Here is a 21,302-nt window from a genome sequence, read left to right on the forward strand (position 1 = left end):
GCTTCGAGCCCACTTTGACCGATGCTGCTCGACGCCCCAATGACAGCAATGCGCAGAAAGCGGACTTTGCAAAGTCTTGGGTACAGATCGTAATAGAAGTCTATTTTCTCAGAACTCTGGGCCTAAGCATCGCTGACTGGGGATTAGAAACGCGAACGACGGATTCAGTTTAAAGGTTCAAATCCATCTCAGCGGATCGCCCAGAGACTGTTGATCTTCCCCGAGTTCAGAGCGGAGTGAACAAAAAGAATGATGCGGCGTGACGCCAATTTATTTCCTACCGACCCGGAGCGGGCAGGGATTGGCTCAAGGCAGTTCCAGGAAGGGTCAAGATAGACGCAGAAAACAAATGGCTGAACAGAGTTCTGGACTGTGACATAGATGATCTTCGCCGAGGTTGGGTGTGGGTGAACTAGTAGTTGAAACGCAAACCTAAACCGGCACCTTTATCGTAGGGGCGGTCGGAACCTATACCGATGAGGAAATCAGCATAAATTGCGATGCCAGGACTGAGGTTCTTGCCAATCTGGAACTCAGCGGTCGCTGGCCAAGCATCATTCTCCCAGTCATATGGTGCTTTGATATCAGCCTTGACCCAGTACCCATCGCCAAACGGTTGTAGCGCAATCAACCGCATCGCGGTTTGGTTTATGTCCGTCGGGCCATTGTATGAAGCAAAATGCTGGAGCAGTGGGATCAGCGTCAGCCCTGATTTTGTGTTTGCAAAGGCGAACCCGCCAAAAGGCGCAATTTGATCGGACCCGGTTCCGATCCCTTTTTCCGGGTCGCCAAAGTCCAGTATCCACTCCAGACCAATGGCCGACTTGATGGCCCACGTTTCGTTGAGCGGTCTCTGAGAAGGGAAATAGATCGCTTTGAGGCTCAATTTCTCAAAGTCAGTGAACCGAGTTCCAGTCACATCCGTTGAGTTGTAGTGTAACTCATATTTCAGTTTCAGATCAGGCCGCAGCATGTATGCGCCATCTATAAAGGCGTCCTGCTTGTCAGCACCGTTGCCCAAATCAAAATACTGATACCGGATGTCCGTGTTATTGACTGCGGCCAAAGGGTTTGAAGCGTTTTCATCGGCGATTGCTGGGGCCGCAACAATGCCAGTCGCCAATGCAAGGACAAGCGCTTGGATTTTCATATTGTTTCCAGAATTTTTGTTGTGGATGCCAAGCCCCATATCAAGCATATCATTATCTGATGCGGGGCTTGCATTACTCTTATCAGCTTCACCTTTTATTCGGGCTGAATGTCCCGCTTGGCGACAAAGGCATCCACCGCTGCGACGGTTTCAGGACGAAGGTTCACGATACCTTCATAGGGACGTCCAGTCGCGGCCGGTTGATCGGGGTACATTTCCTTGAATTTCAGGTGGCGGGCAATAATGCGGTTAAACTCATGTCCAGCCCATGCTCCGATCTCGGTCGATACGCTCTGTTCTTCGCGGGGGTCGCGGAACAGGTTGTAGAACTTGGCCACGATAGCATTTTCACCTTTGGCCGGAACTTTGAGTTTGATGTGTTCCTTTACCACCTCTTTCAGCGAATTGATCGATTAGATCAGTACATGAGCCCTGCGCCCATGCGTATCGCCAATAAACATAAGGGACGTCTGATCGACACCGTCAATGATCCAGTCGCGGGGGATGGCATCCATCGCTCCGCCGATACGCGCGATTGACGTGAACAAATCAGAGATATGAATAATGTCAGATACAATCGAGTCTCCCTCGATCAAGCCGGGCAGGCGGGCAAACGCGTCCACCCGAACGCCTCCTTCAGACGTATCGGCCTTGCCGCCGCGGAAGACCAGCGGCGAAAACCCACTGCCGGGGGCATATTTGGTGAAGTGACCGTTGTCGCCCATCAAAACGATCAGGGTATTGTCTCTGAGCCCCAGCGTATCGACTTCGTTCAGAATGACCCCGATCCATTCATCCAGCTCTTCCATGCTTTCAACGAATGTACCGCCGTTGGGTGTCGTGAACGCCTCTCTCGTCGTGCGCGTTGTCGACAGAGGGACAAGCGGCCAGTATTGCAGGAAGAACGGTTCGTCCCGTTCTGCTAGCAGGCGCAACTGTTCCATCGCCTGTGCCTGATAGCGGATGTTCATTTCATTGTATTTGTCCTGGGTCCATTTCTCACCCGGTTCCATATGGACTTCGCGGACCTCCCCGCCAATAACAGCTTCAAGGCCGGTAATCATGTGTCCCGGATCAGGGCGAAACCAATCATCCAGCGTGTATTTGGAGTTGTAGTTGTCTTCCCCAATGGCCATGGTGATTTCTTCCTTGGCTGCATCTTCGTTGAAGATGGCCAACTGGCCCTGCTGATGGATGGGGAACGCGGCGTAGTCAAAGCCCTGATAAGTAGGCCAGGATTCCTGAATGTCGCCCATGTGCCATTTGCCAACATGCGAGGTGTTGTAGCCTACGGATTTCAGAACTTCGGCAATTGTGACTTCTTCATCGGCAAGGCCAAAACCCGAAATATTGACGGCGGCATCGCCCATCGCATTGCGATCTTGAGAGGCCAATCAGAAAATCGTCCGGTACAAGGTGAATCCTCAAAATCCCCAAACAATTTCCATGATTGTCAAATTTTCGCAGAGAGAGCTGTCGCCTCCTTACGGCTGGTTCGATCCTCGGAACCGGAGCATATGTAAACGGGCACGGCTTTTTTTCAGGAGCACACATGAACACGCAATACTATGCACCCCATGGCGGCCACCCCGGACAAGACCAGCTGCTGACGGACCGCGCCGTGTTTACGGATGCGTATGCCGTGATCCCCAAGGGCACTATGCGAGATATCGTGACGAGCTTTCTGCCATTCTGGGACGATACGCGCCTATGGGTGATCTCACGCCCGCTGACAGGATTTGCCGAGACCTTCTCGCAATACATCATGGAGGTGCAGCCGGGCGGTGGCTCGGATCGGCCCGAGACCAACCCCGAGGCCCAAGGTGTTTTGTTCGTAGTCGAAGGCACCGCAACGCTGATCGCTGAAGGTACGTACTATGAGCTGACGCCTGGCGGCTATGCCTATCTACCGCCCGGATGCGATTGGACCCTGCGCAACCACTCCGATGACACCTTGCGGTTCCATTGGATTCGCAAAGCCTATGAGGCCGTTGAGGGGCTGGGTATTCCGGATATCCTCGTGCTGAATGAAAACGATATCGCGCCGACCCCAATGCCTGGCACCGATGGCAAATGGGCGACAACGCGGTTTGTCGATCCGAGTGACCTGCGCCACGACATGCATGTGACGGTGGTGACGTTCGAACCCGGTGCGGTCATCCCTTTCCTCGAAACCCATGTGATGGAACACGGCCTCTATGTGCTTGAGGGAAAGGCGGTTTACCGGTTGAACAATGACTGGGTCGAGGTCGAGGCCGGTGACTATATGTGGCTGCGCGCGTTCTGCCCACAGGCCTGTTACGCAGGCGGTCCGGGAAAGTTCCGGTACCTGCTTTATAAGGATGTGAACCGACACATGCCGCTGCGCCTTGGATACGCGGCCAACCGGCGATAGAGGCCTCTCAGTTCACGGTTCCTCCGATGGCCTGAGTCAAGGCTTGGCCCGCCTCGATCACGGGGCGGCTGAGCTTTTCGACCCCGTCCTCGCGCACCCGGCTGGTGGGTCCAGAGACGGAAATCCCCGCAACCGCTTCGCCGTTCACGTCGAACACCGGCGCAGCGATACAGCGCATGCCCTCGTTCTTTTCTTCATTGTCGATCGAAAAACCTCGCGCGCGGATAGAAATTAGGTCCTGTTTCAGACTTTCTACAGTCGTGATCGACCGGCCCGTGAACGCCTGCAACTGGACCGAGGCCAGCAACCTTTCCAACCGGTCCTCATCCATATGCGCCAGCAGAATCTTCCCGATCCCAGATGCGTGCATAGGCGACAGTGTTCCGGGCGGGAAAAAAGCCCGGATGCTGGCATGCGTTTCCACCTGGCTTAGAAACAGAACCGAACCTTCTTTCTGAATGCCCAGATTGGCGGTCTCACCCGTGGCTTCCATCAGCTTGCGCATCACCGGCCTTGCCCGATCCACAAGGCTGGTACGCCGTAGAAATCGCGACCCTATAACAAAGGCGCGGGGGCCGATATGCCAGATCTGTTCGACGGGATCGAACTCTACTAAGCCCCTGCCCTCAAGCGTGACAAGGATGCGGTAGACCGTGGCCGGGGATTGCTGCATTTCATCGGACAGCATCGTCAATGACTTGCCTTGCGCCTCGCTCAGATACTCGAAAACCTCCATCGCACGGTCGAGGGATTTGATCGTGTTCTGAGCTGTTTTATCATCCCATCCCCGGGGTCTTCCCCGGGCTTTTCGAGGGGAACCAGCGCCATTGTTTTGGGAAGCCATAAGAACCTTCGGATTTTTTTCGAAAACCGAATTCATCATATGAAAAACATAAGTTACTGACAACAATATTCTAAATAGTAGTAGCCGGTTTTTGAAAATCGTTTTCAAAAAAATTTAAAATCAAAAAACTTCGTCTTAAGATGTCCCCAACGACGGAAGGAGACCATCCATGAGCTTTCAAAATCCCGTTTTCATTCCGGGCCCGACCAATATCCCTGAAAGCCTGCGCAAGGCTTGTGACATGCCCACGATCGACCACCGGTCGCCGCTGTTTGGGCAAATTCTGCACCCTGCCCGCGCGGGTGTTCGGAAAGTTCTGAAAAGCGACAGCGCCGAGGTGTTCATCTTCCCCTCGACCGGGACGGGCGGCTGGGAAACAGCTTTGACCAACACCCTATCTGCCGGAGACAAGGTTCTGGCCGCGCGCAACGGCATGTTCAGCCATCGCTGGATCGACATGTGCCAGCGCCACGGGCTGAATGTCGAGATCGTCGAAACCCCGTGGGGTCAGGGCCTGCCTGCCGACCGCTATGAAGAGATCCTGACCGCGGACACCAACCACGAGATCAAAGCCGTTCTTGCCACGCATAACGAAACGGCAACCGGCGTAAAATCGGACATTGCCGCCGTGCGAAAGGCGCTTAACGCGGCAGGGCATCCTGCATTGCTGTTCGTTGATGGCGTCTCGTCCATTGCGTCGATGGATTTCCGCTTTGATGAGTGGGGCGTCGATGTGGCCGTCACCGGATCGCAAAAAGGGTTCATGCTGCCCGCAGGTCTCGCGATCGTCGGCTTTAGCCAGAAGGCGATGGAGGCGACCAAAACTGGCACCCTGCCCCGCACGTTTTTTGACGTCCACGACATGGCCAAGGGATACGCAAACAGCGCCTATCCCTACACGCCTGCCGTCGGCTTGATGAATGGCCTAAACCAGGCCTGCGACATGTTGCTGAAGGAAGGGTTGGAGAACGTCTTTGCCCGCCATACCCGCATCGCCGAAGGGGTGCGTGCCGCTGTTGGCGCATGGGGGCTGGAGCTTTGTGCCGCGAACCCCTCGGTTTATTCCGACACGGTCAGCGCGATCCGCACACCGGATGGTTTCAACGCAACCGATATCGTCACCCATGCCGCCGAGAAATACGGCGTGGCCTTTGGCGTCGGCCTTGGCGAAGTCGCTGGCAAAGTCTTCCGGATCGGACATCTGGGCAGCCTGACCGACGTCATGGCCTTGTCGGGGATCGCGACAGCCGAAATGTGCATGGTCGATCTGGGCCTCAACATCCAACTGGGCTCGGGCGTGGCGGCGGCGCAGGAATACTATCGCGGTCATCCAGCCGCTGTTCAAAAGGACGCTGCATGATGAAGGACCTCTCCATGTATATCCCGACCTATGAGGACATGCTCGAAGCGCATACCCGGATTGAGCCTTACATCCGACGGACCCCGGTTCGAACCTCGGACTACCTGAACGAATTGACGGGCGCCCAGCTGTTCTTCAAATGCGAGAATTTTCAGGAACCGGGCGCCTTCAAGGTACGCGGCGCCACCAACGCAGTGTTCGGCCTTGACGAGGAACAGGCGAAAAAAGGTGTTGCCACCCATTCCTCCGGTAATCACGCGTCGTGCCTGTCTTACGCCGCAATGAAGCGGGGCATTCCGTGCAACGTGGTGATGCCGCGCACGGCGCCTCAGGCCAAAAAAGACACGGTGCGTCGCTACGGAGGCAAAATCACCGAGTGTGAGCCCTCGACCACCTCGCGCGAGGCGACTTTCGCGCAGGTTCAGGCGGCCACGGGTGGGGATTTTGTCCACCCATACAACGATCCGCGGGTGATCGCCGGACAGGGCACCTGCTCGCGCGAGTTCATCGAGCAGACCGATGGTCTGGATGCGGTGGTTGCCCCCATCGGCGGCGGCGGCATGGTGTCCGGCACTTGCTTGACCCTGTCCACCCTGGCGCCCGAAACCGCAATCATTGCGGCGGAACCCGAACAGGCCGACGACGCTTGTCGCAGTTTCAAGGCGGGCCACATCATCGCCGATGATGCGCCGAAGACCATTGCTGACGGCCTGTTGGTGCCCCTGAAAGACCTGACATGGCACTTCGTTTCGAACCACGTCTCTGAGATCTACACGGCCTCGGAACAAGAGATCATCGACGCGATGAAGCTGACGTGGAAACACCTTCGGATCGTGATGGAGCCGTCCTCGGCTGTGCCTCTGGCCACGATCCTCAAGAACCCCGACGCGTTCAAAGGCAAGCGGGTCGGCCTGATCATCACCGGTGGCAATGTCGATCTGGATAAGCTGCCCTGGCTTAACACCTGACCCGGTCGCAACAGACATCAATCCCGACACAGGAATACGGACATGAAAGATATGACCAATCTCGACGCATTCGAAGTAGGCTATGACATTCCGGCCAAGCCCGGAATGGATGAAGCAGATATCCAGACCCCCAGCCTTGTGCTGGATCTCGATGCGCTTGAACGCAACATCAAGAAGATGGGCGACTATGCCAAGGCCCACGGTATGCGCCACCGAGTCCACGGCAAAATGCACAAATCCGTCGATGTCGCGAAACTGCAGGAACGCCTCGGCGGAGCAGTGGGCGTGTGCTGTCAGAAGGTCTCGGAAGCCGAAGTTTTTGTGCGCGGTGGGATCAAGGACGTATTGGTATCAAACCAGGTGCGCGACCCCGCCAAGATCGACCGCCTGGCCAGCCTGCCAAAACTCGGCAGCCGCATTATCGTATGTGTCGACGACGTTGACAATGTCGCAGATCTTTCCGGAGCAGCCGTCGATCACGGCACTCAGCTTGAGGTCTTCGTCGAGATCGACTGCGGAGCGGGACGGTGCGGTGTGACCACTACGCCTCAGGTGATTGAAATTGCCAAAGCCGTCGAGGCGGCCGACAATCTCAAATTCACCGGCATTCAAGCCTATCAGGGTGCGATGCAGCATCTCGACAGCTACGAGGCGCGCAAGGAAAAGCTGGATACCGCAATTGCGATGGTCAAAGACGCCGTTGACGGCCTGAAAGCCGAAGGCATCGATTGCGAGCTGGTTTCAGGCGGCGGCACCGGCTCTTACTACTTCGAGTCCAACTCGGGCGTCTACAATGAGCTTCAATGCGGGTCCTATGCCTTCATGGATGCCGATTACGGTCGCATTCTGGACAAGGACGGTAACCGCATCGACCGTGGCGAGTGGGAGAACGCTCTGTTCATCCTGACCAGCGTCATGAGCCACGCCAAAGCCGACAAAGCGATCGTCGATGCAGGCCTCAAGGCGCAATCGGTGGACAGCGGCTTGCCGGTCGTGTTTGGACGCGACGATGTTGAGTACATCAAATGCTCCGACGAGCATGGCGTTGTGATGGATACGGATGGTGTTCTCAAGGTCAACGACAAGCTCAAGCTGGTGCCCGGTCACTGCGACCCAACGGCCAATGTACATGATTGGTATGTCGGTGTGCGCAACGGCAAGGTCGAGGCCGTCTGGCCTGTATCTGCCCGCGGCCGCGCCTACTAAGGCCTTACAATCAAAGAATTCTGGCTCGACAGTAGCCTGATCCTCGCCCGTGCGCCTCCTCTCCCTTCGGGACAAGCGCATGGGCGATCGAATTCCAAGTGGAGACTGACATGTTGATCGTACCCGAGCGCGAGATCGCAGGATTGATGACCCGCCAAGCGGCCTTTGATGCCGTTGAGAGCGTCTTTGCGGCAATGGCCGCAGGCGATGCCTATAACTTCCCTGTCGTGCGCGAGGCCATCGGCCACGAGGACGCGCTGTATGGCTTCAAGGGTGGTTTTGATCGCGCCGGCCTGACTTTGGGCCTGAAGGCTGGCGGCTACTGGCCGAACAATCTTGAGAAACGCGGGTTGATCAACCACCAATCCACGGTTTTCCTGTTCGATCCCGACACGGGCAAACCTTCTGCGATGGTGGGCGGCAACCTGCTGACGGCGCTGCGCACAGCGGCGGCCTCGTCCGTGTCGATCAAACATCTGGCCCGCGCAGATGCCAAGGTGATCGGCATGATCGGGGCGGGCCATCAGGCCGCCTTTCAACTGCGCGCCGCGCTGGAACAGCGGAGCTTTGAAAAGGTCATTGGCTGGAACTACCACCCGGAAATGCTGCCCAATATCGAGAAAGTCGCTGTTGAGGCAGGCGTCCCATATGAGGCGGTCGAACTTGACGGAATGACCGAAGCGGATGTGATCATCTCAATCACTTCGGCCTTTGCGCCTTCGCTGATGGCGCACCATGTCAGCCCCGGAACGCATGTTGCTTGCATGGGGACAGACACCAAAGGCAAGCAAGAGGTCGAATCCGCCCTGCTGGCCGGGGCGCGTGTCTTCACGGACGAGGTCGCGCAATCCGTCACCATCGGCGAGGCACAGCACGCCGTCGCCGAAGGACTTATCAGCCAAAGCGACGTCGCTCAGCTTGGCGCGGTCATCAATGGAACGCATGAGGGCCGCTCGGCAGATGATCAGATCACATTGTTCGACGGCACAGGCGTTGGCCTGCAGGATCTAGCGGTGGCCGCAGCGGTGGTCGACCTTGCCGTAGAAAAAGGGATCGCGATCGAGGTCGATTTCTGACGCCAAAGCAAACGCTGACACTTGGTTCCGAGCGGCAAGTCGCCCCTCGGATTACAACGGCCGGGGTTACCGCCCCGGCCAATGTGGTTCCACCCGAAAGATGTTGCTAGGCGCTGGATTCTCGCTGCAGTTCCAGCCTCATGCACAAGGAAGCTGCGATACCCCGCGCATCTTCAGGTTATTCGACGATAAGGTACGGGACCTCGAACCAATGCTCCTGTAGGTTGGGTCCGGTTCCAATTCTGTCCACGACCGCAAAAAGGCCCGGATCATGGAGCGGGGTCAGAACTCCGTGCCAAGTGTTGCGGTGATAGTTCACCCCCTGCCCCGGCGCAGTTAGGAACGCAATCGGGTGGCCGGGTTTCCCATCTTCATCGGGAGCTACAACCACAACGAATGGCTTTTCGGACAATGGCAGAAACGCCTGACTGCCCTCAGGGTGACGTTCCACCATATCCAGCCTGATCGGCAGGTTGAAAGCCTCGGACTGGAACACGCTGATCCCGGCGCGGCCGTTTTGGAAATCCAACTCCGCGCGGTCATGATAGCGGGCGCATTTGCTCTGATTGATGTACTTGTCCACCTCACCCGCCGCTTGGATCACATCTCCAAACGGCGCAAAGGCTTCGGGGGTCAGGGGCTGTAGCTTCAGCTCGACTGTCATTCCGAGAACTTCTCGATCAAGCGCAGCTCGGCGATCCGTTCGACCTGGCGGCAGGCTTCGTCGAACTCGGTATCCCGATCACTGTCAATGCGGCGGTGAAAGGCCTCCAGGATGCTGGCCTTCGTGTTGTCCTTGACGGCGATGATGAAGGGAAAGCCGAATTTGGAGGTATAGGCCTCATTCAACGCGGTAAAGGTTTCGCGTTCTTCATCTGTCAGCATGTCCAGACCGGCCCCGGCCTGTTCCGCCGTGCTTTCCTTGGTCAGCCGCCCGGCGGCGGCAAGTTTGCCCGCCAGATCCGGGTGCGCGGTCAGGACACCAAGGCGTTGCTCGGTCGTAGCGGTGCGGAATACACGTGCAAGCGCGTTGTGGACGCCAGCCGCGTTGTTATGGGTCGGTCCAAGTTCAAGGTCAAACGCGCCTTCGGCAATCCAAGGGCTGTGTTCGAACACGCCGCCAAATTCGGACACAAAGGTAGGTTGGTCCATTTCGGACGGGGTGAGGCGTTGCATCGGCGGGTGTTCCTTTGCCCAGTGATCGGCAATCTGTTCACGTGTCGCGAACCAGACACCATCATGTTGTCTGAAATAGTCCAGCGCGCGTTTCAGCGCCATGGCGCGACCCGGACGACCGATCAAACGGCAGTGCAACCCGATCGAGAGCATTTTCGGCGCACCCGCTGTGCCCTCGGCATAGAGCATGTCGAAGCTATCTTTCAGATAGCTTTCGAACTGCTCACCATTTGTGTATCCGGCCTGAATCGCAAACCGCATATCGTTGCAATCCATCGTATAGGGCACAATCAGCTGATCCTTGCCCCCTGCCTTGATCCAATAGGGCAGATCATCGGCGTAGCTGTCCGCGATATAGGCAAAATCCCCCTCTGCAGCGGCAAGATCGATTGTATTCATGGAACACCGACCCGTGTACCAACCGCGCGGAGGCTGGCCGGTGACTTCGCTGTGCAGCTGGATCGCCTCGCGAATCTGGGCACGCTCATCTTGCGGGTCCATATCCTTGTGTTCGATCCATTTCAGTCCGTGGCTTGCGATCTCCCAGCCTGCATACTTCATCGCCGCAACCTGCGCCGGGGCACGCGCCAATGCGGTCGCCACGCCATAAACAGTCACTGGCAGGTCCTGCAAAAGGTGGTGAACACGCCAAAACCCGGCACGGCTGCCGTATTCGTAGATCGATTCCATGTTCCAGTGCCGCTGTCCCGGCCACGGGGCCGCACCAGTGATCTCGGACAGAAACGCCTCGGATGCGGCGTCACCGTGCAAGATGTTGTTTTCGCCACCTTCTTCATAGTTCAATACGATCTGAATCGCGATCCGGGCCCCATTGGGCCAGTTGGCTTTGGGCATTTGACTGCCATAGCCGGTCATATCTCGTGGATAAGGCTTCACATTTGTTTCCTTCTTCTTGAGTTCCTCAATACTCCGGATAATCAAAGAAATTTTTCAAAAAATGCGAAAAGCAGCTTCGGATAGTCTGGCTTTGCCCTCGGAGGAGAAAACAGACTAAGAAATAAGCGACTTTAGGAGTGGCGCAAATGACCGGTTACCTGACCACACACGTTTTGGATACAGCGCGGGGATGCCCCGCCGAAGGACTGAAAATCGAGCTGTACCGCATCAATGGCACAGACCGCACCTTGCTGAAAGCACTGGTGACAAATGACGACGGCAGAACCGACGAACAGATTCTGCCGCAATCCGAGTTTTCAACGGGCGAATACGAGCTGATCTTCTATGCCGGCGCGTACCTTGATGCATCGGGCACTCCGCCCGAAGATCCTCGATTTCTGGATGTGATACCGATCCGGTTCGGGATGTCCGAGCAGTCTCACTATCATGTGCCTCTGCTTCTTTCCCCCTTTGGATACTCGACCTATCGCGGCAGCTAAAGTCTCCGCTCTAGGTGTTCGCGGCGGCGATCGAGGATCCGATACGCTCTATGATGAACTCCATAAAAAGCCGCGTTTTGGGATCTTGCATGCGACGGTGTGTGAACAGACACGCCATCTGAATGGGTTCCGGAGGCGTTTCTGTGGCCACCGGAACCAGGTTTCCAGCCTTGAGGTGCTGTGCAATCTCAAAGATCGGCTTCAGCGCGATCCCGTGACCCGCAAGCGCCCAATCCGTCAACACATCACCATCGTCTGATTCATAGCGACCAGAGACACGGAATCGCTTTGGCCCCGTTTGAGTTCTGAGAAGCCATTGAAACTCGGTCGCGCCCGGGAAACGCAGGTTGAGACATTCGTGATTGTCGGTGATCAAATCGTCGCCACTTGCCGGCATCCCGCGTTTCTTGATGTATTTCGGAGAGGCGCACAGAACCCTTTCCACATCGGCGATCTTGCGAATGCGCAAGTTGCTGTCCTCGGGCTGCCCTAGGAAAAACGCAAGATCCAGACCTTCTGTCGTCAGGTCGACTTTGCGATCTGTCAGCCTCAGCCTGACATTGACCTCGGGGTACTCGGCCAGAAACTTTGGCACCTGTGGCGCGATCAGCCTGCGACCCACGCCCAATGGCGCGGCGACATAGAGGGACCCTTTCAGATTCTCGGTAATATTGACGATCTGAGCCTCGGCATTTTCAACGGCCTCAAGTATTTCAGCGGCCCCCCGATAAAACGATTGCCCTTGTTCTGTCGGCGTCAGGCTGCGCGTTGTGCGTTGAAACAGCCGCACGCCCAGATGCTCTTCCAACTGCGATATTCGCGCCGAGGTGACAGCCGGAGAAACCCTCAGATCCCGACCAGCGGCCGACATGCTGCCCAACTCGTAGACTCGGACAAAGGTTCTGATGTTATCTAGATAGGACATTTTTTTGCATTTTTTGATACTGCTTGGTCTTTGCTAGCAATACCAGAACAAAGCAGTCTCGCATAGAGTGAGCGGAAGCAAAGAATCTTAGGAGCAAACCCATGTATGATCTGGCCGTAATGTGGGAGTGGATCGCCTTTTCCGTCCGCTGGCTGCACGTGATCACAGCGATGGCGTGGATTGGGGCATCTTTCTACTTTATCGCATTGGACCTGATGCTTAAACCAAACCCTGCGCTACCGGATGGGGCCTATGGCGAAGAATGGGAGGTCCATGGCGGCGGGTTTTACCACACCGTAAAATACCTGGTGGCGCCTGCCCGGATGCCCGAACATCTGACCTGGCACAAATGGCAAAGCTACACCACATGGCTGTCCGGCGCCGCGCTTCTGATGATCATTTACTGGGTTGGGGGAGAGTTGTTCCTGCTGGACCCGACCAAGGTCGATCTGGCGCTGTGGCAGGGAATTCTGATCTCAGGCGGTTCGCTGACCATCGGTTGGCTGCTCTATGACCAAATGTGCAAATCCAAGCTGAGCGGTCATCCCACTTTGCTGATGCTGTTGTTGTTCGTGATCCTGGTGATCATGTCCTGGGGCTATAACCAGATATTCACCGGACGGGCCGCGCTACTGCATCTTGGGGCGTTTACCGCAACGATCATGACGGCGAATGTGTTCTTTCAGATCATGCCGAACCAGCGCGTCGTGGTCGCAGATCTCAAGGCCGGTCGGACCCCGGACGCCAAGTACGGCAAAATTGCCAAGGTGCGTTCGACGCATAACAACTATCTGACCTTGCCGGTCGTGTTCCTGATGCTGTCGAACCACTACCCGCTGGCGTTCGGCACTGAGTATTCATGGATCATTGCAAGCCTGATCTTCCTGACCGGGGTCACCATTCGCCACTATTTCAACACGATGCATGCGACCGGAACAGGCCCGCATTGGACCTGGGCAGTCACGGTCCTGCTGATGATCGCGATTGCATGGCTGTCCTCAGTCCGATCCGGCGAGACATGGGAAGAGGCCGAAGCGCGTGAACTAACACCTTATGAACAGAAATTCGCCTCGGCCGAGGGGTTCGAGGCCGCTTATGACACGGTTCTGGGCAATTGCTCCATGTGTCACGCACGCGAGCCGGTCTATGGCACAATGAAATGGGCGCCCAAGAAAGTGTATCTTGAAACGCCCGGCGATGTCGCCCGTCAGGCTGATCAAATCTATCTGCAGGCCGGGATCAGCCACGCGATGCCGCCGCCAGCTGCGGTTCAAATGGATGACGAAGCCCGTCAGACTATCATCGCATGGGTGCGTGAAGTAAGAGGCCAGTAAGCCCCGACTTGTAGCAGGTGAAACAGGAACCTCCTGCTGGTTTATCCAAAGAACCTTTTGCTGTGTTTCGCGATGTGTTCGACGAACAGGCGTATTTTAGGATCCTGAAGTTTCTTGTGCGGATAGAGGCAGCCGAAGATGGTCGGCAATGGCGGTGTCGAGGGTAGAACCTCGATCAGTTGGCCTGACACGAGATACTCTTTCACATCAAAGCGTGGTTTGTTGACGATCCCCTTGCCTGCCAAAGCCCAATCCGTCAGGACATCGCCATCATCCGCATCGTATTTGCCCCGAACGTCAAGTTTGCGCGGACCCATGTCGGTGTTCAGGGTCCAGAAATACTCGGGCGATCTGGGATAGCGCAGCAGCAGGCAATTGTGCTGAGACTGCAATAGATCATCCGGCGTTTTTGGCACGCCGAAATTCGAAAGATATTCAGGCGAGGCACATAGCAGCCGATCACAATCCGCGAATTTCCGCAGCTTCATGGTGGAATCGCCCGGCTCTCCGATAAAGAACGCAATATCCAGACCATCGGCCATCATGTCCACTTTGCGGTCAGACAGGCGCATGCGGATCTCGGTCTCTGGATAACGCTCCGAAAAATCGGGGACCAGAGGCGCTACGATCCTGCGTCCCACCCCCAACGGCACGGTAATGCGGATCGCGCCGCGGGGGGCGTCCGAAAAACTGGCGACGCGCGCCTCGGCGTGGTCCAACGCCAGCAAAACGGCCTTGGCCTCATCATAGAAAACCTCGCCGACCTCTGTTGCCGTTATCGAGCGAGTCGTTCTGTTGAACAGGCGCACGCCCAGATGGTTTTCCAGCTCTTTCAGACGTTTGCTGGCCACTGCCGGCGTCAGCCTCAGATCCCGGCCGCCGGACGTGATGCTACCAAGCTCCATCACCCTAACGAAGACCCGCAAGCTTTCGATGTATGACATTCATTCCTCCCACTGCGGGAAGACTGCGACGATGGGATTTCTTTTTCAACGTTTTGTTGAAAGTATTTGTCATTTCCGACGATTTTAAGACTCAATCTCCGACTCTATGGTCCTGCGGCGACCTACCCGAAGGCAGGTGTAGAGGGAGACTAACATGACGCCGCGCACTGACATCCGATTTGTCCTGAATGGCAAGGATGTATCCGTTCCAGACGTATCAGCCGACCAGACTCTTCTGGATTTTCTACGTCTCGAACGACGACTGACCGGCACCAAGGAAGGCTGCGCCGAAGGCGATTGCGGCGCATGTACCGTACTTGTCGGGCGGCTTGGGCGGACAGGACTTGCCTATGCTCCGGTGAACGCGTGCATTCGGTTCCTCGCCTCTTTAGACGGCTGCCATGTCGTGACGGTTGAGCATCTGTCCGGCCACGAAGGTCGCCTGCATCCGGTACAGCAAGCTATGGTGGACCATCACGGCAGTCAGTGCGGGTTCTGCACGCCGGGCTTCGTGATGGCGCTCTATGCGCTGTGGATGCAAACGCCCGAGCCAACAGAGGCGCAGGTCGAAACCGCTTTGCAGGGCAATTTGTGCCGTTGCACCGGGTATGAGCCGATCATTCGGGCGGCCGTTGCAGTCAGTCGCTATGGCACCCCAGCCTCGGACTACTTGAACACCGAACGTGAGGCCATGACCGCGCGTCTGGCAGCGTTGAAAGACGGGCGGCGCGTCGTCTCGGGACCGCAGGACAATCTGAGCATCCTTCCCTCCAACGTGGATGACCTGGCCGAGTGCCTGCAGACCTATCCCGAAGCCACCATTGTCGCCGGCGCAACGGATGTGGGCCTATGGGTCACGAAATTCCTGCGCAAAATCGGACCGGCGATCTTTACCGGACATCTCGAAGACCTGAAAGCGGTCGAAAAACAGAGCCAGCACCTGCTGATCGGTGCAGGTGCGAGCTACACCGATTGCCAGGATCTGCTGTCCGAGCATCTACCGCACCTGACCTCATACTGGGATCGTATTGCCGGGTGGCAGGTGCGCAATATGGGCACAGTGGGCGGCAATATCGCCAACGGTTCCCCCATCGGGGACACGCCGCCTGTGCTGATCGCGCTTGGAGCGGAAATCACGCTGCGCCGTGGGTCGGATGTGCGGACCTTGCCGCTGGACGCATTCTTCATTGACTACGGCAAGCAAGATCGCCAACCGGACGAGTTTGTCGAAAGCATACGTGTTCCTCTGCCCCAGCCAAAGGAAATGAACGCCGCCTACAAGATCTCGAAGCGCCGCGATGAGGATATCTCATCGGTGGCGGCAGGTATTCATATGTCGGTTGAAGATGGCATCATCTGCGACGCCCGCATCGCCATGGGTGGCATGGCCGCGACGCCAAAGCGCGCTTCTGCTGCCGAGGCTGCTCTGAACGGTCAGCCCTGGTCGCGCGAAAGTTTCGAGGCGGCGGCAACGGCTCTGGCTCAGGATTTCGCGCCCCTGACCGATTGGCGCGCCTCGTCCGACTATCGGATGCTGACGGCTCAGAACCTGCTGCGTCGGTTCTTCCTCGAACATGACGCCCAGACAGACACCCCCGTTCAACTGGCTTGTGCGTAACAAGGAGACGACACAATGAAAGACACCGTTTCCATCGTGGGGGCCGCCCACACCGACGTCAACCACGACAGCGCGATCAAGCATGTTACCGGAGGGGCCGACTACACCGACGATATCGCCCTACCCCAAGGCGCGCTGCACGCCTATCTTGGTGTGTCCGACGTGGCCCATGCCAAACTGCTTGGCATCGATTTTGCGAAGGTTCTAGCGACACCCGGCGTTGTTGGGGTTCTAACGGCAGATGACGTGCCCGGGATCAATGACATAAGCCCGACGCATCTGAACGACGAGCCGGTTTTCCCAACCGATACCATTCAGTTTCACGGTCAACCCCTGTTTGCCGTCATAGCCGAGACCCGTGACATCGCACGCCGCGCCGCCGAGTTGGCAGAGGTCGAATACGAAGCCCTGCCCCATGCGCTTGACCCCACGGAGGCCCAAAACGCTGGCTACCCGTATGTCACCGCCCCTCTTAAGCTGGAGCGTGGAGATGTTGCGCCCGCTCAGGCTGCGGCCCCCAACCGGATAAAAAGCCGGATGCGCGTCGGCGGTCAGGATCACATGTATCTTGAGGGTCACATCGCCTTTGCCATTCCGGGCGAAGATGATGATGTGGTCGTGCATTGCTCGACCCAACATCCGTCTGAAGCACAGCATATGGTGGCCCATGTGCTTGGCGTGCCGTCCAACGCCGTTGTGGTCAACGTCCGTCGCATGGGTGGTGGCTTTGGCGGCAAGGAAAGCCAGATGAACCTGTTCTGCGTTGTGGCCGCCATGGCCGCGAAAAAGTGGAACCGCGCCGTCAAGATCAGGCCCGACCGGGATCAGGACATGACGGCGACCGGCAAACGTCATGACTTTGTGATCGACTATGACGTGGCCTTTGACGATACGGGACGCATTCAGGCTGTTGAAAGCAGCTTTGCCGCGCGTTGCGGTTTCTCGGCGGATCTGTCGGGGCCGGTGACCGACCGGGCGCTGTTTCATGCAGATAACGCCTATTTCTACCCGAATGTGCGCCTTAGCAGCCATCCGATGAAAACCAACACGGTCTCAAACACCGCCTTCCGCGGATTTGGCGGACCACAGGGGGTGATCGCGGCGGAAAGGATGATCGAGGAAATTGCCTATGCCACGGGTCAGGACCCTCTGGATGTGCGCAAAGCCAATTTCTATGGCACCGAAGATCGGAACGTGACGCCTTATCATCAGGTGGTCGAAGACAGTATTCTGGATCGGCTGGTCAGAGAACTAGAGGAGACCTCAGACTACCGCCAGCGGCGACAAGCCATCATCGACTTCAACAAAACGTCTCCGATCCTGAAAAAGGGCATCGCGCTGACGCCGGTGAAATTCGGCATCTCGTTCACGGCGACGTGGTACAATCAGGCCGGTGCGTTGGTGCATGTCTACAAAGACGGCTCGATCCATCTGAACCACGGCGGCACCGAAATGGGGCAAGGCCTCAACACCAAGGTCGCGCAGGTGGTGGCCGAGGCTTTTCAGGTTGATTTCGGCCGGATCAAGATCACCAAGACAACAACCGAGAAGGTCCCAAACACATCCGCCACTGCAGCCTCTAGCGGCACCGATCTAAACGGAATGGCCGCGTTGAATGCCGTCGAGCAGATCAAGGAAAGGCTGGTGAAATTCGCCTCGGAAAACTGGGATGTAAGCCCCGAGCAGGTGATCTTTCTCGCCAATCATGTTCACATCGGCGAAGATGTTCTGCCCTTCGATGCCCTCATCAAACAAGCCTATCTGGCGCGTGTACAGCTTTCGGCAGCCGGGTTCTACAAAACCCCCAAGATCCACTGGGATCGTGAAAAGGGGCAAGGCCGCCCGTTCTACTACTACGCCTATGGGGCATCCTGTTCGGAAGTGACCATAGATACCCTGACCGGAGAATACCAGGTCGACCGCACGGATGTGCTGCACGATGTCGGACGCTCGTTGAATCCCGTTCTGGACAAGGGTCAGGTTGAGGGGGCCTTTATTCAGGGCATGGGCTGGCTTACCACCGAAGAGCTTTGGTGGGATGATGCCGGTCGCCTGCGCACCCATGCTCCGTCGACATACAAGATCCCGCTGGCGTCGGACCGCCCGCGTATCTTCAACGTCAAACTCGCCGATTGGTCGGAAAACCGAGAGTTGACGATCAAACGCTCCAAAGCCGTGGGCGAGCCGCCCTTCATGCTGGGTATTTCGGTGTTCGAGGCCCTGTCGATGGCCGTGGCATCCGTCGCCGACTACCGGGAATGTCCTCGACTGGACGCCCCGGCCACGCCCGAGCGTGTCCTGATGGCCGTTGCCCGCCTGCAAAACGGTGCCTAAACGATGCCTGCAGCGCAATCCCTGAAGACGTTTCTGTCCGAACAAAGCAGCGTAATCCGCATCGCGCTGACGCGTGTGCGCGGGTCTTCGCCGCGCAACGAAGGGACTGAGATGTTCGTATCGCCAAGCGCGCTTTGGGGGACGATCGGCGGTGGGCAATTGGAGTTCATGGCCATCAACGCCGCGCGGGACATGCTGCGAGACGGGTCGCTACACCGGGAAATGGATGTACCGCTCGGACCCGAAATTGGCCAGTGCTGCGGGGGACGGGTCGAGTTGCAACTGACCCGTATGCGGTCCTCGGACAAGGGGGCCGCAACCGACCGGGCGGCGCGGCGCGACGATGCCTTGCCACATGTCTACGTGATGGGGGCGGGTCATGTGGGACGCGCACTTGCGGATCTTTTTCAGCACTTGCCTGTGCGCTGCATCCTTGTCGACACACGGGCCGAGGAAATCGACCTCTGCACTGCGGATGTCGAAACCCGACTGAGTGCAATCCCCGAAGCCGAAATCCTCAGTGCGCCCGAAGGCAGCGCCTTTATCGTCCTGACCCATGATCACGGGCTGGATTTCTTGCTGACCACCGCCGCGCTTGAACGTCAGGATGCGGCCTATGTCGGGATGATCGGATCCGCAACTAAGCGGATCAAGCTGAGGAATTGGGCACATAAACAGTGTGACGGACAATCCATCGAACATTTGAGATGCCCCATCGGGGCAAGCGGTAGCCGCGACAAGCGGCCCAGCGTCATCGCCGCCTTCGTGGTGGCCGAGGTGATGGCTGAACTGACCTCTGAAACTGCCGCGACCGCCCCGACCGGGGCAACCAAGGCGCCCGTCATGGGCCAACATCGCGACCGGAGAGGGAGATCCGCCTGACATCCACCAGGCAATTCCGGTCCTATCAGAGGAGGAGACCGTCATGGACGGGAGGACCTACGAATACAAGCTGTTTACCCGCAGCGACTTCAGCGCTTTCTGGGCGCTATTTACGGATAACCTAGTGAACCTGCTGATCCTTTCCGGGGTCTGTCAGTTCGTGTTCCAGATGCCAGCCGAGATCGTCTTTGGCCGCATCGTGCCCGGTGCCGCCATAGCAATCCTGGCCGGTGTCGGAGTTTATACGTTTCTCGCCAAATGGGCGGCCACCAGAAAGGGCGAAGATGTCACCGCCCTGCCCTACGGCATCTCGACCCCGGTCATGTTCGTCTACCTTTTTGGCGTCATCGGACCAATTTACTGGGCCACCAACGACCCGATGCTGGCCTGGCAGGTAGGAATCGGCGCGGGCTTCATGGGCGGGATCGTTGCAGCCCTTGGGGCGTTTGTGGGTCCTTACCTCAAGCGGATTACACCGCGCGCCGGGATGCTCGGCACGCTGTGCGGCATTGCGCTGGTCTTTATCGGCTCCGTCCCCTTGGCAGAGGTGTTTGAGAACCCGATCATCGGTTTTACCTCGTTGCTGTTCATCCTTTGGGGTCTGATCGGGCGGTTCCGCCTGCCGGGTAATGTGCCTGCCGGTCTGGTCGCGATTGCGGCTGGTACGGTGATTGCCATCATCCTTGGTGAATCGAAAATCGACACAAGTGGCATCGGCTTCTACCCGCCAATCCCCTATTTCGGCGACCTCATCGCCGGTGTGCAGTATCTGTTCGCCAACCCCGAGTTGTTTCTGGTGCTGATCCCGGTCCAGATCTACAACTTCATCGAAACCATGAACAACGTGGAATCCGCCGAGGCCGCCGGTGATCACTACCCCGTAGGGCTGTGCCAGGTAACGGATGGCGCAGGTACGATGTTGGGCGCGCTGTTCGGCTCTCCGTTCCCGACGACCGTTTATATTGGTCATCCGGCCTACAAGCGGCTTGATGCACATGCGGGCTACATCGTGGGCGTCGCCGTCGTGATCGCAGCTGCAGCTTTCCTGGGCTTCCTGTCCTTCCTTGCGGGCCTGATTCCGATTGCGGCTGCGGCACCTGTTCTGGTCTTTGTCTCGGTCAGCTTGATCACCAACACGGCCTGGGCCGTGAAGCCGATGCACATGGCTGCGGTCTCCTTTGCGATCTTGCCCCATATCTCGGCCTTCCTGATGGTCAAATGGGGGTCGCTGATGAACGCGCTGCGCAGTAGCGGCGTCGAAGGCCTGCCTGCGCTGGGTGACGAGGGCCTGACCGCGGCGCTGTTGATGGAGGGTGCCCATTACGAAGGACATCTGGCGCTTAGCCAGGGTGCGATCATCACCGGTCTGATCTGGGGGGCCATTGTGGCCGACGTGATAGACGGCCGGTTCCGTATGGCAGGGGCGTTTGCCGTCGCAGGCGGACTGATGTCAGCGGTGGGGATCATCCACTCTTATACGCTGCAGATGCCGCAGTTCGACGGGATTACCATCGGCTATCTGATCGTCGGCGGGTTCCTCTACCTCTACCCGATGCTCGCCCCGAAAGAGGACCTTGAGCATCGCGTGATCGTTCCAGATGAGCCCGATCTGATCGACGACGATACACCTGCACAACAGGCCTGATCGATTGCGGGGCAGCCTCAGGGCTGCCCCCCTACCCGTTTTCCCACG

19 protein-coding genes are annotated in these 21,302 nt (G+C 57.4%); 11 read left to right on the forward strand and 8 right to left on the reverse strand.

The annotated features are described in order from the left end of the window. Positions 1-412: 412 nt before the first annotated feature. Genes ACP15L_RS12555 through ACP15L_RS12565 form a run of 3 tightly spaced genes read right to left on the reverse strand, consistent with a single transcriptional unit; the run spans position 413 to position 2,544 of the window. On the reverse strand, positions 413-1,198 hold the full coding sequence (locus ACP15L_RS12555) for a hypothetical protein (protein ID WP_170768938.1): 786 nt from the start codon (positions 1,196-1,198) through the stop codon (positions 413-415). Positions 1,199-1,245: 47 nt separating this feature from the next. After that, complete coding sequence (locus ACP15L_RS12560; protein WP_425084418.1) at positions 1,246-1,542, reverse strand: hypothetical protein; 297 nt, start codon at positions 1,540-1,542, stop codon at positions 1,246-1,248. 21 nt (positions 1,543-1,563) lie between these two features. Then, a complete protein-coding gene (locus ACP15L_RS12565; RefSeq protein WP_425084419.1) occupies positions 1,564-2,544 on the reverse strand; it encodes a sulfatase-like hydrolase/transferase in 981 nt (326 codons plus the stop codon). A gap of 158 nt (positions 2,545-2,702) precedes the next feature. Here ACP15L_RS12565 and ACP15L_RS12570 point away from each other — a divergent pair, with 158 nt between their 5' ends. After that, positions 2,703-3,545: a bifunctional allantoicase/(S)-ureidoglycine aminohydrolase gene (locus ACP15L_RS12570; protein ID WP_425084420.1), complete on the forward strand. Its 843-nt coding sequence runs from the start codon at positions 2,703-2,705 to the stop codon at positions 3,543-3,545. 7 nt (positions 3,546-3,552) lie between these two features. Here ACP15L_RS12570 and bhcR read toward each other — a convergent pair whose 3' ends face one another. After that, complete coding sequence (bhcR, locus tag ACP15L_RS12575) at positions 3,553-4,389, reverse strand: HTH-type transcriptional regulator BhcR (protein ID WP_170767500.1); 837 nt, start codon at positions 4,387-4,389, stop codon at positions 3,553-3,555. Positions 4,390-4,558: 169 nt separating this feature from the next. Between bhcR and bhcA the strand changes: the two genes are divergently transcribed. The 4 genes from bhcA (at position 4,559) to bhcD (ending at position 8,999) form a co-directional block, all read left to right on the forward strand. Next, positions 4,559-5,749: an L-aspartate--glyoxylate aminotransferase BhcA gene (gene bhcA / locus ACP15L_RS12580; RefSeq protein ID WP_425084421.1), complete on the forward strand. Its 1,191-nt coding sequence runs from the start codon at positions 4,559-4,561 to the stop codon at positions 5,747-5,749. Then, a complete protein-coding gene (bhcB, locus tag ACP15L_RS12585; protein WP_425084579.1) occupies positions 5,749-6,717 on the forward strand; it encodes a beta-hydroxyaspartate dehydratase BhcB in 969 nt (322 codons plus the stop codon). Before bhcA ends, bhcB begins: the two co-directional genes overlap by 1 nt. A gap of 42 nt (positions 6,718-6,759) precedes the next feature. After that, complete coding sequence (gene bhcC, locus ACP15L_RS12590; RefSeq protein WP_170484689.1) at positions 6,760-7,923, forward strand: 3-hydroxy-D-aspartate aldolase BhcC; 1,164 nt, start codon at positions 6,760-6,762, stop codon at positions 7,921-7,923. A 110-nt stretch (positions 7,924-8,033) separates the two neighbouring features. Beyond that, positions 8,034-8,999: an iminosuccinate reductase BhcD gene (bhcD, locus tag ACP15L_RS12595; RefSeq protein WP_425084422.1), complete on the forward strand. Its 966-nt coding sequence runs from the start codon at positions 8,034-8,036 to the stop codon at positions 8,997-8,999. 178 nt (positions 9,000-9,177) lie between these two features. Here bhcD and ACP15L_RS12600 read toward each other — a convergent pair whose 3' ends face one another. Beyond that, a complete protein-coding gene (locus ACP15L_RS12600; RefSeq protein ID WP_425084423.1) occupies positions 9,178-9,663 on the reverse strand; it encodes an ureidoglycolate lyase in 486 nt (161 codons plus the stop codon). Next, a complete protein-coding gene (gene puuE / locus ACP15L_RS12605) occupies positions 9,660-11,072 on the reverse strand; it encodes an allantoinase PuuE (RefSeq protein ID WP_425084424.1) in 1,413 nt (470 codons plus the stop codon). The genes ACP15L_RS12600 and puuE overlap by 4 nt, the downstream gene beginning before the upstream one ends. 146 nt (positions 11,073-11,218) lie before the next feature. On the opposite strand from puuE, the gene uraH reads away from it, so the two are divergent. After that, positions 11,219-11,572 carry a hydroxyisourate hydrolase gene (gene uraH / locus ACP15L_RS12610; protein ID WP_170378283.1) on the forward strand — a complete coding sequence of 118 codons (354 nt, stop codon included), beginning with the start codon at positions 11,219-11,221 and terminating at the stop codon, positions 11,570-11,572. Positions 11,573-11,582: 10 nt separating this feature from the next. Here the strand turns inward: uraH and ACP15L_RS12615 are convergent, their stop codons facing one another. Beyond that, the gene (locus ACP15L_RS12615; RefSeq protein WP_425084425.1) at positions 11,583-12,497 is read right to left on the reverse strand and encodes a LysR family transcriptional regulator; all 915 of its coding nucleotides are present in this window, start codon (positions 12,495-12,497) and stop codon (positions 11,583-11,585) included. A 101-nt stretch (positions 12,498-12,598) separates the two neighbouring features. Between ACP15L_RS12615 and ACP15L_RS12620 the strand changes: the two genes are divergently transcribed. Beyond that, entirely contained in the window at positions 12,599-13,831 is a 1,233-nt protein-coding gene (locus ACP15L_RS12620) for a urate hydroxylase PuuD (protein ID WP_425084426.1), read from the forward strand. Positions 13,832-13,872: 41 nt separating this feature from the next. Here the strand turns inward: ACP15L_RS12620 and ACP15L_RS12625 are convergent, their stop codons facing one another. Continuing rightward, positions 13,873-14,775, reverse strand: coding sequence for a LysR family transcriptional regulator (locus ACP15L_RS12625; protein WP_425084427.1), 903 nt, complete (start codon positions 14,773-14,775; stop codon positions 13,873-13,875). Between the two features lie 154 nt (positions 14,776-14,929). On the opposite strand from ACP15L_RS12625, the gene xdhA reads away from it, so the two are divergent. From xdhA to ACP15L_RS12645, 4 genes are read left to right on the forward strand one after another with little or no spacing between them, the layout of a single operon-like run. Beyond that, complete coding sequence (gene xdhA / locus ACP15L_RS12630) at positions 14,930-16,393, forward strand: xanthine dehydrogenase small subunit (RefSeq protein WP_425084428.1); 1,464 nt, start codon at positions 14,930-14,932, stop codon at positions 16,391-16,393. Between the two features lie 15 nt (positions 16,394-16,408). Further along, positions 16,409-18,727 (forward strand): xanthine dehydrogenase molybdopterin binding subunit, encoded by a 2,319-nt coding sequence (gene xdhB / locus ACP15L_RS12635; RefSeq protein WP_425084429.1) that lies wholly within the window; start codon positions 16,409-16,411, stop codon positions 18,725-18,727. Between the two features lie 3 nt (positions 18,728-18,730). Further along, a complete protein-coding gene (gene xdhC / locus ACP15L_RS12640) occupies positions 18,731-19,609 on the forward strand; it encodes a xanthine dehydrogenase accessory protein XdhC (protein WP_425084430.1) in 879 nt (292 codons plus the stop codon). A 43-nt stretch (positions 19,610-19,652) separates the two neighbouring features. Beyond that, positions 19,653-21,254 (forward strand): xanthine/uracil/vitamin C permease, encoded by a 1,602-nt coding sequence (locus tag ACP15L_RS12645; RefSeq protein WP_425084431.1) that lies wholly within the window; start codon positions 19,653-19,655, stop codon positions 21,252-21,254. Positions 21,255-21,302 lie beyond the last annotated feature (48 nt).

The organism is Ruegeria profundi (assembly GCF_049800715.1).
In the GTDB taxonomy this organism is placed as follows: Bacteria; Pseudomonadota; Alphaproteobacteria; order Rhodobacterales; family Rhodobacteraceae; genus Ruegeria; species Ruegeria profundi_A.

Excerpts from the sequence above, each read along its gene's own strand:
- ACP15L_RS12555 (WP_170768938.1), bottom strand. The coding sequence starts at position 1,198 with ATGCTTGATATGGGGCTTGGCATCCACAACAAAAATTCTGGAAACAAT.
- ACP15L_RS12570 (WP_425084420.1), top strand. The coding sequence starts at position 2,703 with ATGAACACGCAATACTATGCACCCCATGGCGGCCACCCCGGACAAGAC.
- bhcR (WP_170767500.1), bottom strand. The coding sequence starts at position 4,389 with ATGGCTTCCCAAAACAATGGCGCTGGTTCCCCTCGAAAAGCCCGGGGA.
- bhcA (WP_425084421.1), top strand. The coding sequence starts at position 4,559 with ATGAGCTTTCAAAATCCCGTTTTCATTCCGGGCCCGACCAATATCCCT.
- bhcB (WP_425084579.1), top strand. The coding sequence starts at position 5,749 with ATGAAGGACCTCTCCATGTATATCCCGACCTATGAGGACATGCTCGAA.
- bhcC (WP_170484689.1), top strand. The coding sequence starts at position 6,760 with ATGAAAGATATGACCAATCTCGACGCATTCGAAGTAGGCTATGACATT.
- bhcD (WP_425084422.1), top strand. The coding sequence starts at position 8,034 with ATGTTGATCGTACCCGAGCGCGAGATCGCAGGATTGATGACCCGCCAA.
- ACP15L_RS12600 (WP_425084423.1), bottom strand. The coding sequence starts at position 9,663 with ATGACAGTCGAGCTGAAGCTACAGCCCCTGACCCCCGAAGCCTTTGCG.
- uraH (WP_170378283.1), top strand. The coding sequence starts at position 11,219 with ATGACCGGTTACCTGACCACACACGTTTTGGATACAGCGCGGGGATGC.
- ACP15L_RS12615 (WP_425084425.1), bottom strand. The coding sequence starts at position 12,497 with ATGTCCTATCTAGATAACATCAGAACCTTTGTCCGAGTCTACGAGTTG.
- ACP15L_RS12620 (WP_425084426.1), top strand. The coding sequence starts at position 12,599 with ATGTATGATCTGGCCGTAATGTGGGAGTGGATCGCCTTTTCCGTCCGC.
- ACP15L_RS12625 (WP_425084427.1), bottom strand. The coding sequence starts at position 14,775 with ATGTCATACATCGAAAGCTTGCGGGTCTTCGTTAGGGTGATGGAGCTT.
- xdhA (WP_425084428.1), top strand. The coding sequence starts at position 14,930 with ATGACGCCGCGCACTGACATCCGATTTGTCCTGAATGGCAAGGATGTA.
- xdhB (WP_425084429.1), top strand. The coding sequence starts at position 16,409 with ATGAAAGACACCGTTTCCATCGTGGGGGCCGCCCACACCGACGTCAAC.
- xdhC (WP_425084430.1), top strand. The coding sequence starts at position 18,731 with ATGCCTGCAGCGCAATCCCTGAAGACGTTTCTGTCCGAACAAAGCAGC.
- ACP15L_RS12645 (WP_425084431.1), top strand. The coding sequence starts at position 19,653 with ATGGACGGGAGGACCTACGAATACAAGCTGTTTACCCGCAGCGACTTC.